General features: G+C 64.2%; 13 protein-coding genes. 5 read left to right on the top strand and 8 right to left on the bottom strand.

Annotation, left to right across the window (positions count from 1 at the left end; translation table 11 throughout):
- Window positions 1–3: 3 nt before the first annotated feature.
- The gene (locus P0D84_RS03105) at window positions 4–1,236 is read right to left on the bottom strand and encodes an efflux RND transporter periplasmic adaptor subunit (protein ID WP_408332350.1); all 1,233 of its coding nucleotides are present in this window, start codon (window positions 1,234–1,236) and stop codon (window positions 4–6) included.
- Between the two features lie 429 nt (window positions 1,237–1,665).
- On the opposite strand from P0D84_RS03105, the gene P0D84_RS03100 reads away from it, so the two are divergent.
- Window positions 1,666–2,334 carry a TetR family transcriptional regulator gene (locus P0D84_RS03100; protein WP_408339635.1) on the top strand — a complete coding sequence of 223 codons (669 nt, stop codon included), beginning with the start codon at window positions 1,666–1,668 and terminating at the stop codon, window positions 2,332–2,334.
- Window positions 2,335–2,531: 197 nt separating this feature from the next.
- Here P0D84_RS03100 and P0D84_RS03095 read toward each other — a convergent pair whose 3' ends face one another.
- The gene (locus P0D84_RS03095) at window positions 2,532–3,164 is read right to left on the bottom strand and encodes a cysteine hydrolase family protein (RefSeq protein WP_408332348.1); all 633 of its coding nucleotides are present in this window, start codon (window positions 3,162–3,164) and stop codon (window positions 2,532–2,534) included.
- A gap of 188 nt (window positions 3,165–3,352) precedes the next feature.
- Between P0D84_RS03095 and P0D84_RS03090 the strand changes: the two genes are divergently transcribed.
- Window positions 3,353–4,348, top strand: coding sequence for a helix-turn-helix domain-containing protein (locus P0D84_RS03090; RefSeq protein WP_408332346.1), 996 nt, complete (start codon window positions 3,353–3,355; stop codon window positions 4,346–4,348).
- 345 nt (window positions 4,349–4,693) lie between these two features.
- Here P0D84_RS03090 and P0D84_RS03085 read toward each other — a convergent pair whose 3' ends face one another.
- The 6 genes from P0D84_RS03085 to P0D84_RS03060 all read right to left on the bottom strand — a co-directional run bounded on the left by P0D84_RS03085 (window position 4,694) and on the right by P0D84_RS03060 (window position 10,576).
- Window positions 4,694–5,455, bottom strand: coding sequence for an SRPBCC family protein (locus tag P0D84_RS03085; RefSeq protein ID WP_408332344.1), 762 nt, complete (start codon window positions 5,453–5,455; stop codon window positions 4,694–4,696).
- A gap of 32 nt (window positions 5,456–5,487) precedes the next feature.
- Window positions 5,488–5,880 (bottom strand): DUF427 domain-containing protein, encoded by a 393-nt coding sequence (locus P0D84_RS03080; protein ID WP_408332342.1) that lies wholly within the window; start codon window positions 5,878–5,880, stop codon window positions 5,488–5,490.
- Between the two features lie 175 nt (window positions 5,881–6,055).
- Window positions 6,056–6,550 carry a carboxypeptidase regulatory-like domain-containing protein gene (locus P0D84_RS03075; protein ID WP_408332340.1) on the bottom strand — a complete coding sequence of 165 codons (495 nt, stop codon included), beginning with the start codon at window positions 6,548–6,550 and terminating at the stop codon, window positions 6,056–6,058.
- Window positions 6,551–6,930: 380 nt separating this feature from the next.
- Complete coding sequence (locus P0D84_RS03070) at window positions 6,931–8,439, bottom strand: DegQ family serine endoprotease (protein WP_408332338.1); 1,509 nt, start codon at window positions 8,437–8,439, stop codon at window positions 6,931–6,933.
- 168 nt (window positions 8,440–8,607) lie between these two features.
- A complete protein-coding gene (locus P0D84_RS03065; RefSeq protein ID WP_408332336.1) occupies window positions 8,608–9,909 on the bottom strand; it encodes an ATP-binding protein in 1,302 nt (433 codons plus the stop codon).
- A 4-nt stretch (window positions 9,910–9,913) separates the two neighbouring features.
- Window positions 9,914–10,576 (bottom strand): response regulator, encoded by a 663-nt coding sequence (locus P0D84_RS03060; protein ID WP_153134552.1) that lies wholly within the window; start codon window positions 10,574–10,576, stop codon window positions 9,914–9,916.
- 315 nt (window positions 10,577–10,891) lie between these two features.
- On the opposite strand from P0D84_RS03060, the gene dacB reads away from it, so the two are divergent.
- The 3 genes from dacB to P0D84_RS03045 all read left to right on the top strand — a co-directional run bounded on the left by dacB (window position 10,892) and on the right by P0D84_RS03045 (window position 15,013).
- Entirely contained in the window at window positions 10,892–12,553 is a 1,662-nt protein-coding gene (gene dacB, locus P0D84_RS03055; RefSeq protein ID WP_408332333.1) for a D-alanyl-D-alanine carboxypeptidase/D-alanyl-D-alanine endopeptidase, read from the top strand.
- A gap of 205 nt (window positions 12,554–12,758) precedes the next feature.
- Window positions 12,759–13,709, top strand: a complete 951-nt coding sequence (locus P0D84_RS03050; RefSeq protein WP_408332331.1) for a sterol desaturase family protein — start codon at window positions 12,759–12,761, stop codon at window positions 13,707–13,709.
- 95 nt (window positions 13,710–13,804) lie between these two features.
- A complete protein-coding gene (locus tag P0D84_RS03045) occupies window positions 13,805–15,013 on the top strand; it encodes an SGNH/GDSL hydrolase family protein (protein ID WP_408332329.1) in 1,209 nt (402 codons plus the stop codon).
- Window positions 15,014–15,046 lie beyond the last annotated feature (33 nt).

Below are 15,046 nucleotides of genomic sequence, written 5' to 3'. Positions count from 1 at the left end.
TTATTACGCGCCCGATGCAGCAGAGGCAGGTTGAGCCGTCTGCGCAGCACCGCTGGCGGCCTGCGCACCCTGAGCGGATGCGTCGGAAGCGGGTGTGGCGGGAAGTTGCGCGGCAACGGTCTTGACCTGCTGGCCCGGGTGCGCCTTGTCGGTGCCCTGGACAATCACGCGGTCACCGGGCTTCAGGCCACTCTCGACCACCCAGTTCGAACCGTACGTGCCCGACGTAACCAGCTGACGCAGCACGACCTTGTCGTCCTGGCCTACGACCAGCGCGGTCGGCTGACCCTTCTGGTCATGCGTGACGCCCACTTGCGGGACGACAAGCGCGTTTTCGTTGACGCCTTCTTCGATCTTTGCGCGCACGAACATACCCGGCAGCAATACCTTGTCCGCGTTCTTGAAGATCGCGCGAACCGTGACCGAACCGGTGCCCTGGTCGACCGTCACGTCGGTGAACTGCAGCTTGCCCTTTTCCGAATAGGTGCGGCCGTCCTCGAGGATCAGCGAGACCTTGGCGGCGTCCGGGCCGCTCGTCTTCAGACGGCCTTCCTGTACTTCGCGACGCAGCTTCAGACCGTCGAGGCTCGATTGCGTCAGGTCCACATAGACTGGATCGAGTTGTTGGACCGTGGCCAGCAGCGTGGCGGCGCTCGCTTGCACATAAGCGCCCGGCGTGACTTGCGAGATGCCGATCTGGCCGCTCACCGGCGAGGTCACGTCGGTATAGCCGAGGTTGATTTGCGCCGTGTCGACCGCTGCCTTGCCGGAGGCCACGTCAGCCGCGGCCTGGCCCGCAGAGGCCACCGCGTTGTCGTAGTCCTGCTTGCTGACCGCGTTGGCGGCAACCAACACCTTGTAGCGGCTGGCTTGCGCGGTGGTCGTCGCAAGGTTGGCCTGGGCCTTCGCCAGGGTTGCCTTCGCGTTGTTCAACGTCGCGATATAGGGTGCCGGATCGATCTTGTACAGACGCTGGCCGGCCTTGACCTGGTCGCCTTCGGTGAATTCACGGCGCAGCACGATGCCGTCGACCCGTGCGCGGACTTGCGCGACGAGGAACGCACTGGTGCGGCCCGGCAATTCGGTGATAACGGGCACAGCTGTCGGTTGGACGGTAATGACGCCAACTTCGGGCGTTTGCGGCGGCGGCGCCGATTGTTTTGGTCCGCACGCTGCCAGCAATACGGCAGCCGTCGCGGCACTAATTAAGCGGAATGGAACCCGTTCGACGCGCATGGAGCGACCTCTGTCTAGGACTGAGAATGAAAAAGTGCGCGCATCCCTTACCCCGGGGACGACTGCGCACACATGCGTCTTGCGACGCGTGACCGGAAGCCCGTGGATGCAAACCGAAGCTGCAGGGGCATCTGGCAAAATGCGCCAAACCCGGGAAATGCCGCACGGCGCCGCCCGTTGGGGCACGGCGCAAGAGCGTTTTGAAAGGCAACAGTGACGGATATTAACCGGTCGTCACGGCTTGGGCTATCCGATCGTGGGATGCTATTATATATACATCCACGAATGCATGTAAAAGTGCATTTACTTCTTTTGTGGGCAGGGGGCCCGCAAGATCGGTTCGCAATTTGCTTAAATGTAGACAGATTGTCACCGGGCGTACTTAAGAACGTTCGGGAAAACCCCACAATCAGGGCAGATCACAACAATATGGTCAGAAGAACCAAAGAAGAGGCCCAGGAGACGCGGAACAGCATTCTCGACGCGGCCGAACGGGTTTTCTTCGAGAAGGGCGTGTCGCGCACGTCCCTCGCCGACATCGCGCAGGCCGCCGGCGTCACGCGCGGCGCCATCTATTGGCATTTCGCCCATAAAAGCGATCTGTTTACTGAAATGTTCGACCGCGTGCTACTGCCGCTGGATGAACTCAAGGCCGCCTCGCAAGATCCCAACGAGCCCGACCCGCTCGGCCGCCTGATGGAAATCTGCACGGTCTGCCTGCGCGACACGGCCAACGACCCGCGCCGCCGGCGGGTGTTCGACATCCTGTTTCTGAAGTGCGAGCTGGTCGAGGAGATGGGGCCGGTGATGGTCCGCTATCAAACCAATATGCGCGAAGGGCTGAAGAAGATCGAAGGCGGTCTGCGCAATGCGATCTCCAAAGGGCAAATGCCGGCCGATCTCGACACCAGCATCGCGGCGGCAATGGTGCATGCGTTCGTCAGCGGATCGCTGCGTGACATGCTGTTTCTGCCGGAGGCGACCGATTTCGGCAAGCATGCGCAGCAAATGGTCGCGGGGATGTTCGATGCGCTGCGGCTGAGTCCGGCGTTGCGCCAGGGAAGGGCGCCGGGGCTATTCGATCGGTCCGCTAGCTGAATAATTAGCGCGGCCGCGAAACAGCGGGCGGGGTGCGCATTCGCGCAATCCGCCCGCTTTTGTTTGCGCGTGCAGGTCTTTACAAGAGGGCACTACCGCCGCCGGTCTTAACAGCGGGTCTTAACAACGTGTTCTTACCGCAGACCTTTGCAGCGGACCTTTGCAGCAGGCCTTTCACCGAGCCCCTTGCAGCGGCCTCAGGCGGTCGCCTGATTCGCCCGCGCCTTCTGGTTCGACGCGTAGATGTTGCCGCGTTCGAGCGGCGCCCCGCTCTTCACCGCCGCAATCCATTGTTCCGTGCTCGCCACGGCCGCGAAGCGCGACTGCAACACCACGCTGAACACCCGGTGAATGTCCTGCGCACTCGCAAAGCCCGCGCTGTTCTCATAGGGCACGGAGCCCGTCGCATCGGCCAGGAATTCGACCGCAAGCCCGTCGTGCAGTGCGTGGAATATGGTCGACGCATCGCAGTTATGGGTCATGTAGCCGATCACCGTCAGCGTGTCGATCTCTCGCGCGGCAAGCCAGGCGCCCAGATCGGTGCCGGCGTAAGCGCTCGGCAGCGACTTCTCCACATAGTGATCGTGCGGGCGCGAGCCCACCACCGGATGCAGTTCCGCGCCGACGCTGCCACGCGCGAACAACGGTGAGGTGGCCGGCGCGAAATTCTGCACGACCACCACCGGCACGCCAGCTGCGCGGGCCGCATCCATCGCCCGGCCGATGTTGACGAGCGAGGTTTGCACATCCGGATATTCGATCGGCAGATCGCCGGTGACGTATTCGTTCTGCACATCGATGACGATCAGCGCGCGGCGTGGTGCGGTCATGGCAAGACTCCTTGTCGGTTAATCGGTTAGGGCTCGCGCTGCGCGGCCCGGCATGGGCCCGAGCAGACAGCGGCGATGACTGCATTGTTGGCCTCTCGCCGTTTTCCCGATAGCGACCCGAACGACAAGATTCGCTAGAATCGGGCCATCGTTGGATCATCGTTGGATTTCACAGGACGACTGCGCTGATGGCTTCCCCCACCTCCTCCACCGCGGCGCGCGACAATGCGCCCCGCCACGTCGTCGTGGTCGTCGCGTTCGATCGCATCAACCCGTTCCATCTTTCGGTACCGTGCGTGGTGTTCGGCGAGGATCGTCGTGACGGCGGCTTGCCCAATTTCGATTTTCGCGTCTGCGCGGCCGAGAGCGGCATCCTGACCACCACCGCCGGGTTCTCGATCGCCGTCACGCATGGACTCGAAGCACTCGCCGACGCGGACACGATCATCGTGCCGAGCTGGCGCGATCCGGCCGAGACGCCGCCCGCCGCGCTGCTCGAAGCGCTGCGCGCCGCGCATGCTCGTGGCGCCCAGCTGGTCGGGCTGTGCCTGGGCTCGTTCGTGCTGGCCGCCGCTGGTATTCTCGACGGCCGGCCGGCGTCGACTCACTGGGCGTGGGCGGACGACTTCGCGCGCCGCTATCCGCGCGTGCGGCTCGACCCGGACGTGCTCTATGTCGACGACGGCAACGTGCTGACCTCGGCCGGCACTGCCGCCGGTCTCGACTGCTGCCTTCATGTGCTGCGCAAGATGTGCGGCGCGCAGGCGGCGAACTATGTCGCGCGCCGGCTGGTGGTGCCGCCGCATCGGCAGGGTGGCCAGGCGCAGTACATTCAGCAACCGGTGGCGCCGAACGTGCGCGGCGACCGCCTGTCCTGTCTGCTCGAGTGGGTGAGCGGGAATCTGAGTGCGCCGCATACGCTCGACACACTCGCCGAGCGCGCGTTGATGAGCCGCCGCACCTTCACGCGGCGCTTCCGGCTGGCCACCGGCACGACCGTCGGCGCATGGCTGTTGGCGCAGCGGCTCGCCCGCGCTCAGCAGTTGCTGGAAAGCACGGATGAGTCAGTGGAAGCGATCGCGGGGATTGCGGGTTTCGGCTCGACCGCTTCGCTACGGCAACATTTCGCGGAGGCGTTCCGCACGTCGCCATCCGCATGGCGGCGGGAGTTTCGCGGCGTGTGAGCACGTGTGAAGGCGCGCGATATTTTTTGTTTGAGAGCGGGGAAAGGCGCGCATGCGTGGGAGCAGATCAAGGCGATCGGGGCTGAGACAAGCGAGACCCGATAAACCGTTCGAGGGCCGCAGACGTCACCAAGTTGACGGCGTTTCGTAGTGACCCACCAGGATTTTGTAGTCGCGTCAGCGCGACAGAGGTGCGCCTGCCTGTAGCCGTGGCGCGTGGCGGCCGTGACGGTGCCCGTGGTTATGGCTGTGGCTGTAGTTGTTGCGCTGGCGGTGGCCCCAACGTGACCGGTGCCCTAATGTCGTCATCACCAACTCAACAAAGCCAAACGAACCAAAGCCATTTCAGTGTTCGCTAATCCATCGCGCCACATACAACAGCAGCGCCACCAGAAATATCATCGCCGCCCACGCCCAGTTCGGAACCGCGTGCGCACCGGGCTCGCGATGCGAGACGCCATGCGACACACCATGGACCGCACCATGCGACGCGCTCGCCGCCCGCCCGCTCAACGCGTTGCCATGATCCGTGCGAGTCCGCCGAGCCACACCGCCGAGCGTGATCGGCCGCAGAAACACATGCTGCCGGCGCGCCGCCGCCCCCCGCGCCCGGTTCGGCCCTTGCCCATGCTTGGCACGAACGACCGCACCAAACTCGTCGAAAAAATCATCGGCCAGCTGGTGCAGCGCGTTTTCGAGCTGGCGCGTGGGCAGTTCGGCGAGCGGCCCGGACGAGGTCGCCCAGATCGTGTAATCGATCCGCGTGCCCCGCTCTCTGCCGATGCCATGCGAGCCGTCCTCCGCGCGCAACCTCACCTCGATCTGACCGCGTAACGCGCCGATGCCTTCGGCTCGCGCCTTGAAGTTGATGGTGCGGCGCTGCGCGTCCGCCGGTCCGGAATCCTGACCGGCTACGTGAGCCCGCGCTTCGTAACGCGCGCGCAACGGCCCGAGCGGCACAGTCAGGGTGAGCGCATATTCGCCGTGGCTGAGCCGGCTGAACGACTCGCAGTTGTCGAGGCTGGCACGCAACAAGGCGAGGTCCTGCAACGCGTCCCAAACCGCGGACGGCGCAAGTGGAATCCGTAACGCGTCGTTCAATTCCATGTCAGCCTCCCCGATGAACGCGCGACGACCGGTCAGGATGTCTGATCGATACGGTCGACGCGCGATGCGTAAAACGCGAGATATCCTTTTATTTGTGCCACCGCCTCGAGCGGCGTCTCATAGCTCCACACGGCGTTTTCGATCAGACCGTCTTCAGTGCGCAGATGGAAGTATGACGCCTCGCCCTTGAACGGGCAGTGCGAAGTATGCGTTGAGCGTTCGAGGCGCGCCATGTTCACGTCGCCACGCGGGAAATAGAACACGTCCGCGAGACCGGTTTCCGTGAGCGTCAGGCCCGCCTGGGTGTCGGCCATGGTCACGCCGCCATGGATCACACGCACCCGGTGATTGTTGCCGGATATGCCGATGGTATGCCCGCCCGCGCTCGCGCCGGGGCTTCCGTGAGGTGTCAAGGCATCGCTCATGGCTCGGCTCCGTGATGGTGTCCAACTCGATGTGCAACTGGTGTGCGAAAGTACAAACAGTAAAGCCACGGGGCACGCCCGTGGCTTCATTATCGGCCAAACTTCCGCCGCTTGCGCGGCCTTCCTGAATGCCGAAGAGGGGTCTCGCCCGACGCCGCTCAAACCGGCGAGCCGCTTATTGCGTATTCCAATAGAAGGCTGCCTTGGCGGTGCCCTTGGCCGGGATCGTCACCGGCTTGGTCTGGTCGCGATCCTTGTATTGCGCATGCACGGTGTAACGGCCCGGCCGCAGCTTGACCAGCATGTACGGCCCGCGCGACGTGGTGCTCAACACTTCGCCGTCGTGCGCGTCGACCACCCGCACGTGGACGTCGGCAAGAAAATCGGAGCCGGGTCCGGTGAAGCGCAGCGACAGTGGCCACTGGCTTTGCGCCTGCTGCAGTGCTTTCGATTCGTCAAGGCCGACGCCGCCCGACACGAACGAAACGTCGCCTTGCTGCTGGATTTGCGGCAGGCCGCCGCCGTTGGCGTTGCCCGCGCTGCTTTCGTCGGTGGTAGTGCCGCCCGTTACGTCACTCGCCTGTGCATAAGCGCCGCCCGCCAGACCGAGCGTGAGCGCTGCGCATACCGCGGCGGCTACGATCCTTCGCTGATTGCGTTGGGTTTTCATCGGTTCGCTCCTTATTAAGGTCCTTGTCGTCCGGTATCCGTCGATGGACCCGGACTAAGGCAGACGCAACCTGCGTGCCACCAGCAAGTCGCGTCGTTTGGAAACCGCTGCTGCACCGCGCCACGCGGCGCGGAGCGCCCTTCTTCATGGCTTGGAAAGGGTGAAAAAAATGCCGGTCCGTCAGCAGTAAGTGCAAGGACCGGCAAGCATTGCTTCAATTTCCGGGCAAGATCGGCCCGCGCGTCAGTCAGAGTGACCGCCAAACGATCCGCCGTGTCGACCAAGCGATCAGCCGTGTCAGTCAACATGCCAGCCAAACGATCAACCACGCGATCATTCAAGCCGCCAACACGCTGACCGACTCACCGAATCGCCGATCCTCAGCCGAGATCCACCGGCACGAAGATCTGCGCGTTATCGCGCTGGATCAGCAGGGCGATGCTGTTGCCCGCGGCGGCAATCATCTGCTTCAACTGATCGACGGTCGTGACCGGCCGCCCATTCACCGCCAGAATCACGTCGCCCGGCTGGATGCCGGCGTTTTCAGCCGCGCCGCCCGATTGCTGCACGAGCAGACCGTGAGAGACCGACGCACCGCTCTTTTCTTCGGGCGTCAGCGGCCGCACCGCCACGCCGAGACGGCCTTGCAACTGGGCCGGCTGATCGGCCTTGTCCGAAGCCACTTTTGCATCCGACAACGAACCGATCGTCACCTTCAGATCCTTGGTGGCCTTGTCGCGCCACACCTGCACGGTGGCGGAGCTGCCCGGCGCCAGACCCGCGATCTGCGCCGGCAGATCCGACGAGTCGCCGACCGCTTCACCATTCACCGACAGAATCACGTCACCCGGTTGCAAACCGCCCTTGGCGGCCGGGCCGCCCGGATCGACCGAGCTGACGAGCGCGCCTTGCGGCTTTTGCATGCCGAACGAATTGGCCAGCGTCTGGTTCATGCCCTGCACCGCGACGCCGAGACGTCCGCGGCTCACATGGCCGGTCTTGACGATGTCGTCCTTGACCTTGATCGCTTCGTTGATCGGAATCGCGAACGAAAGGCCCTGGAAGCCGCCTGTGCGCGAATAGATCATCGAGTTGATACCAATCACCTCGCCCTGCAGGTTGAACAGCGGGCCACCCGAGTTACCCGGATTCACCGGCACGTCGGTCTGGATGAACGGCGTGTAGTTTTCGTTCGGCAGCGAACGCGACTTCGCGCTGATGATGCCCGAGGTCACCGTGTTGTCGAAACCGTAAGGCGAGCCGATCGCGACCACCCACTGGCCGACCTTGCTCTGACTCGGATCGCCGATCTTCACGGTCGGCAGACTGCTTGCGTCGATCTTCAGCACGGCAATGTCGGACTGCTTGTCGGCACCGACCACTTTCGCCTTGAATTCACGCTTGTCGGTCAGCTTCACGGTGACGACGTTCGCACCGTCCACCACATGGGCGTTGGTCAGGATGTAGCCGTCACTGCTGACGATGAACCCCGAGCCCAGGCTCGCGCTCGGTTGATCGGGCGCGTCGCCGCCGTCGCTGCCGTCGCCGCCTTGCATGCCCGGCACACCGCCGAAGAAGTGCTTGTAGAACTGATAGAACGGATCGCTCGGATCGATCGGCAACTGATTGCCGCCGTTGCCGCGCAGTGCCGCCTGCTTGACCACATGCTTCGCACTGATGTTGACGACGGCCGGGCCGTAAGTTTCGACCAGACCCGAGAAATCGGGGATGCCGGTCTTCGCGGCGGCTTCAGCAGGCATCATCGCGGCCTGCGCTGGCGTGATCACCTGCGGCGCGGGCACGTCGCGATGCCCCGCCACATAGCCGGCGGAAAGCGCCACGGCGACAGCCACTGCAACAGCGCTGCGGGACAAGGTTTTCGCGTTCATCGTGTACTCCTGACTGGGAGAAAGAGGCTTTGGAATGAGATGAAGCGTACGTGGCATCGCTTAAAAGAGTCTTAAGCAGCGTCTGATCGCTTCAGAGCAGTTTTTTAGGCGCGTTTAAGCCTCGCTTAAGCCTGTTTCGAACCACTTTACGAACAGAAAGCCTCACACTCAGAAGCGGACTTCGACCTGCAACCCACCCGTCGGCGATTCGTCGAGCCGCACCGCCGCATGGTGTTGCGTAGCGATGCGCCGCACGATCGCGAGGCCGAGGCCGCTGCCGGCCACATCGGTGCGCGCGCGGTTCGCGCCCGCGCCGGCCCGGTAGAAGCGATCGAATACGCGGTCGCGTTCCGCCGGCTCGATGCCTGGCCCGCTGTCGGCGATCCGTACCACCGGATGCCCTTCTTCGACATGCAGACCAACGTCGACGCGCCCGCCTCGCGGCGTGTATTTGGTTGCGTTATCGACGAGGTTGTTGAACATGATCCGCAGCGCGTCGGCGTCGCCGATTACCGTGGCGGCTTCGCTCGCCTCGATGCCGAGATCGACGCCGCGATTCTGCGCAAGCGGCGCGTACGCCACCACGCAGTCCTGCAGCAGCGCGCGCAGATCGATCGCGTTGGTCGCGGCGAGGCCGTCCGGTTCCGAGCGTGCGAGCGCCAGCAATTGCTCGGCAAGCCGCGTGGCGCGCGTGACGCCGGCTTGCAGATCGGCCAGCGCTTCGCTGCGCGCCACATCGTCTTTCGCACGGGCAACCAGTTGCGATTGGATCTGCACCGCTGCGAGCGGCGTGCGCAATTCGTGCGCGGCGTCGGCAACGAATGCTTTCTGAATGTCGAGCGCGGTGGCGAGGCGCTCGAGCAGGCCGTTCAACGCGCGCACGAGCGGCTGCACTTCGAGCGGCAGGCGCTGATCGGGCAAGGGATCGAGCGCTTCGGGGTGACGCGCGTCGAGCGCGCTGGTCACGCGCCGCAACGGCCGCAGCCCTCGTCCGACAATGATCCACACCGCGACGCCCAATAACGGCAGGAGCACGATCAACGGCCACAACGTCCGCAACGCGACATTCGCCGCGAGCCGGTTGCGCACCGAAACCGGCTGCGCCAGCTGCACGACGTTATCGCCGACAATCGCGCCATACACACGCCAATCGCCGCGCTCCGTACGCTCGGTGGAAAAGCCGAGTTCGGCGCGTGGCGCGAGCGGCGCACGCGGTCGCGAGTAGTACATCAAGACGCCATTGCGATTCCAGATTTGCAACACGATGCCTTCGTCGCCGGTGTCGCGCGAACCCAGCACTTGCGAAAACGGTTCCGACGGCAGTGCCGCGGCGATCTGCTCCAACTGGTAATCGAACAGTTCGTTGGCTTCGGCAAGCGCCTGCCGGTAGATCAGCCAACCCGCAATGCCGACGCCGAGCAACACCAGCGCCAGCAGCCAGAACAGCAATTGACGACGAATTGAACGCATCGGCTCAGGCGTCCTTCGCGATCATGTAGCCAAGACCGCGCACGTTGCGGATCAGGTCCGCGCCGAGCTTCTTGCGCAGTGCGTGAATGTAGACCTCGACGGTATTGCTGCCGATCTCCTCGCCCCAGCCATACATTTTTTCCTCGAGCTGGCTCTTCGAGAGCACCGCGCCAGGACGCGCGATCAGTGCTTCGAGCAGCGCGAATTCACGCGCCGACAACGCGACCGGCGCGCCGTCGAGTGTGACCTGATGCGAGGCCGGATCGAGCGTCAGGTTGCCGTGGCGGATCGTCGAATCGCTGCGGCCCGATTGGCGGCGGATCAGCGCGCGCATGCGGGCGCCGAGTTCATCGAGATCGAAAGGTTTGACAAGGTAATCGTCGGCGCCGGCGTCGAGGCCCTTGACGCGATCGGCGACCGCGTCGCGCGCCGTGAGGATCAGCACCGGCGTGGCGTGGCCTTTGGCGCGCAGCGTACGCAGCACCTCAAGGCCGTCGCGTTTGGGCAGGCCGAGGTCGAGCAACACCAGATCGTAGGGTTGGCCGGTTGCCGCGCTGAGCGCCGCTTCGCCGTCTTCCACCCAATCGACCGCGAAGCCTTCGCCGCGTAGCGCCTTGCGCACACCTTCGGCGATCATCCGGTCGTCTTCGACTAGCAATATGCGCATGTTGGTACGGTCCTGAAACATTCGATGATGCCGCATTCTAGCGCCCAGCCCGGCATGCGCGCCGCGCGATGCTTTTTCACCGCAGCCTCGCGGCATGTCTCTACAATGGGCGCTTTGCGTCGCGCGGCTCGGTTCAGCAGCAGGCCCCGCTCCGTATGCGGGGTGCGTGAATTCGCCGCCGCGTTTGCATGACCGCCCGCTGCCGCTCTCGCGAACGCGCAACGAAACCGTTGCCCGCACGCGTCGCGCGCTGCATCGACACACCCTGGATTGCCGCGTACCACGCGCCCCGAAATCTTGCTTCCTCGCCTGTCCATGACGCACGCTTTTTTGTCTTCTCTCGCACGCTGTGTGGCGCTGCCTCCACTCTCTCCTGCTCGCGCTCGCGCTCGCGCTCGCGCCCTGCCGCGCCGCTTCGCGCCGCGCACGGCGGCCTTGCTGCTCGCCTGTGCCGCGCTCGGTTGCAGCACGCTGCTGCCGCTCACCGCACAGGCTCGCGTCAAGGCCACGCATCCGAGCGTCAACGTCACGACCGTCCTGCCGCAACCGGTGATGGTCGGCCTGCAGCGCGCCCATGTGCCCTTGTCGTCGATCAGCGTGGTAGTCGAAAAAGTCGGCGACCGCACGCCGATCCTCGCGCTGAATGCCGGCAAGCCGATGATGCCGGCCTCGACGATGAAGCTCGTCACCACTTACTCCGGCCTGTCGATGCTCGGCCCGGACTATCGCTGGCGCACGAGCGCGTACGCGGACGGCACGGTAGATGCCAACGGCGTGCTGCACGGCAATCTGTACATCCAGGGTACGGGCGACCCGAAGCTCGTGCCCGAAGAACTGATCGACCTCGTGCAGAAGATCCACAAGGCGGGCATCAGCGGTATCGACGGCGCGCTGGTGCTCGACAAGCGTTACTTCGATGCCTCGACGCGCGACCTGCCGCCGTTCGACGACGACGCCACCGCGCCGTACAACGTCGGCCCCGACCCACTGCTGTATGCCTTCAAATCGCTGTCGTTCACGCTGACGCCTTCCCCGGACGGCAGCGTCGCCATCGACGTGCTGCCCGCGCTCTCGCAGCTGCAGATCGACAATCAGATGCACGCAGTGAGCGGCCCATGCCGTGGCGACGCCGCCTCCGCCACACCCACCGTGACGCCGCAACCCAACGGCACCGTGGTGGCGTCGTTCGCCGGCGACTACTCGATGCGCTGCGGCCCGCGTACGATCAACGTCGCGGTGCTCGATCACTCCGCGTTCTTCGCGGGCGGCTTCCTCGCGCTGTGGCAGCAAACCGGCGGCACGTTCAGCGGCGCAACCCACGAAGGCGCGGTGCCGCTCGGCGCGCGCCTCGTCGCCACCCACCAGGGGCCGATGCTGTCCGACATTGTTCGCGACATCAACAAGTTCAGTAACAACACGATGGCGCGCAACCTGTTCCTGACGATCGGCGCGACGGAAGAAAAACCGCCTGCCACGCCCGCCAAATCGGCGCGCGCGATCGAGGCGTTTCTGCGCCGCGACAGCATCGACATGGAATACCTGACGCTCGACAACGGTTCGGGCCTCTCGCGCGACGAGCGCGTCACCGCGCTCGCGCTCGCCGATCTGCTGCAACGGGCCAACGCGAGCCCGGTCGCTCAGGTGTTCGTGGAGTCGCTGCCGATCGCCGGCGTGGACGGCACGATGCGCAACCGCTTGATCAACCAGGGCGCCGGCGGCAACGCGCACATCAAGACCGGCACCCTGCGCGACGTGCGGGCGATCGCCGGCTATGTGGCTTCGGCGGACGGCAACAGTTATGTGGTGGTGAGCCTGATCAACGACCCGCATTCCGAAGCCGCGCGCGCCGCACACGACGCCTTGCTCGAATGGGTATACCAGGGACCGTCCCAGGGATTCACGAAAGTCTCCGACCCGGTCACCGAACCGCGCGGCAGCAAGCCCAGGAAAAACCCGCACAAGCGCAGCACCCATTGAGGATTCCTTCTATAGAAGCCGCGCGCCGCAACGCGCCCAAGCGTGTACGCTGTCGGGCAGTGTTTGAGGCGCGCGTAAAACGCAACGCGTAGCGCACGAGCCGCGCAGCCCCGCGTAACCATTAGGGTCGCGTGGCCCATTCAAACGAAAACGACAACGTCCGTTGCGGCAAACGCAGCGGCCAGGGACCACGGAGGAAGACACAATGCAATTCGATGCCGAATTGCTGCTGCTCGCCATGGCGCCGGTCTTTCTCGCATGCATTGGCTGGGAGGCGTGGCACCTGCGGCGCACGCGCCTCGGCGCGCAGCTTTATAGCTGGCGCGACACGTTCTGCAACGCCGCGCTCGCGCTGATGCAGCAAGCCGCCGACAAGCTCGCGTGGCTCGCGATCATCCCCGTGTATGCCTTTTTCTACGATCACTATCGCGTCACCACGTGGCAGGCGAATTGGGTGTCCTTTGTCGTGCTGTTCGTCGCTCAGGATCTGCTTTATTACGTGTTCCACCGTTGCAGCCATCGCGTGCGCTGGCTGTGGGCCGCGCATGTCGTGCATCACTCGTCGGAGCGGATGAATTTTTCCACCGCATTCCGCCAGAGCCTGATGTACCCGATTGCCGGTATGTGGCTGTTCTGGATCCCGCTTGCCGTGCTCGGCTTTCCGCCGAAGCAGATCGTCGCGATCGTGCTGATCAACCTCGGCTTCCAGTTTTTCGTGCATACCCAGGCGATCGGCAAACTCGGCTGGCTCGAATACGTGTTCAACACGCCGTCGATTCACCGCGTACATCACGCGCGCAACGACCGCTATATCGACCGCAACTATGCCGGCGTGCTGGTGATCTGGGATCGCCTGTTCGGCAGCTTTGTCGAGGAAGATGCGCACGATGCGCCGGTGTACGGCATCGTCGAGCCGCTTTACACGTATAACCCGCTGAAGGCGACGTTTCATGAATGGGCGTCGATGGCCGCCGATTTCGTGAGCGTGCGAGGCTGGCGCAACAAGTTGCGCGCGCTGTTCGCACCACCCGCGTGGGCCGCGGCGTATCACGCCCGGCGCACCACCGGCGCGAGCGTCGATATCGCGGCAGCGGGCGGCGATACGAGCGTTGAAGAAAACCATACGGCCGCGCTTCAAACACCGCGCAGGCCTTAGAAGATTCTGTAAGCGTGTCGTCACGCCGCGGACGCGGGGGACGCCGCCTGCAATACATGGCACAAAGGCCACACATACGAGGAGATGAAGTTAACATGAAGCAAACAGCATCGAAGAAGCTCAAGTTCGTACGCGTCACGCAGATCGCCATCGCCAGTGCGGCGTTTGTACTGCTCGCGGCTTGTGGTGGCGGCAGCGATAACAACAACCAGAGCAGCACACCGGCGGGCGGCGTGAAATTGCAGGTCGTATCGTTCGGCGACAGTTTATCGGATGTCGGCACGTATGCGCCGGTAATTCAGTTGAGCTTCGGCGGCGGCCGCTTCACGACCAACCCGGGCGAAGTGTGGACGCAGAAGGTTGCCGAATACTATGGCGGCACGTTGACCGCTGCGTATCTGGGCGGCTTCGGTCAACCGCTGGTAGCGGCGGGCGGATACGGCTACGCCCAAGGCGGTTCGCGCGTAGATCAGCCGCAAGGCGAAGGTTACGCGCCGAACTTCATGGCAGCCACGACGATTCCGGTCACGCAGCAGATCACACAGTATCTGGGCGCGCACAGCAGCTTCAATGCGAACCAGCTCGTACTGATGAACGGCGGCGCGAACGACATTTTCATTCAGGCGCAAGCGGTTTCGGACGCCGGCACCGCGGCGGCGACGGCGGTCCTGCAGAGCGGCGGAACGGCTGCGGCGGCGCAGGCGGCGGCCACAGCCGCGTCGAATGCGGCGATCCCCGCGGCGCTTCAGGCGATCGGCGTGGCGGCGGGCAAGTTCATCGGCGCGGTTCAGCAGGTCATCGCGGCGGGCGCGACCCATGTGGTCGTGTCGGATGTGCCGGACATCAAGTCCACGCCGCAAGGTGTGCAGAGCGGTGCGCAAGGTCAGCAATTGTTCGATGCGCTGACCCTGACGTTCAACGGCGCGCTGGCACAAGCGTTTGCTTCGAACAAGCAGGTCATTTATGTGAGCGCGTATAAGTGGCTGGACACCTCGCTGGCGTCCTACCAGCAGCTGGGCTTCACGGTGTCGAACACGGGCACGGCGTGTAACCTGAACGCGATGGGGCAAGCGGCCACGACCTATGCCACGCAGAATCCGCTCGTGCTCCAGCCTGGGCAGACGGCTGCGTCTTACGGCAGCCAGTTCCAGTCGTCGCTGTTTTGCTCGCCGCAAACTTATACCGTAGCCGGCGCGGATCAGACGTACATGTTTGCGGATCTGGTCCACCCGAGCACGCATTTGCACGCGTTGTTCGCGCAGACGGTCGAGCAGGCGATCGCTGCGACTGGGCTGGGGAAATAAGTTGAGGGTTGCCGCGTAGCGGCAGCAGGATGC

Origin of the sequence: Paraburkholderia sp. RL17-337-BIB-A, assembly GCF_046025895.1 — a bacterium.
Lineage (GTDB): Bacteria > Pseudomonadota > Gammaproteobacteria > Burkholderiales > Burkholderiaceae > Paraburkholderia > Paraburkholderia fungorum_C.
The sequence above is the reverse complement of the archived record's forward strand: the minus strand, read 5'-3'. Positions and strand labels throughout refer to the sequence as shown.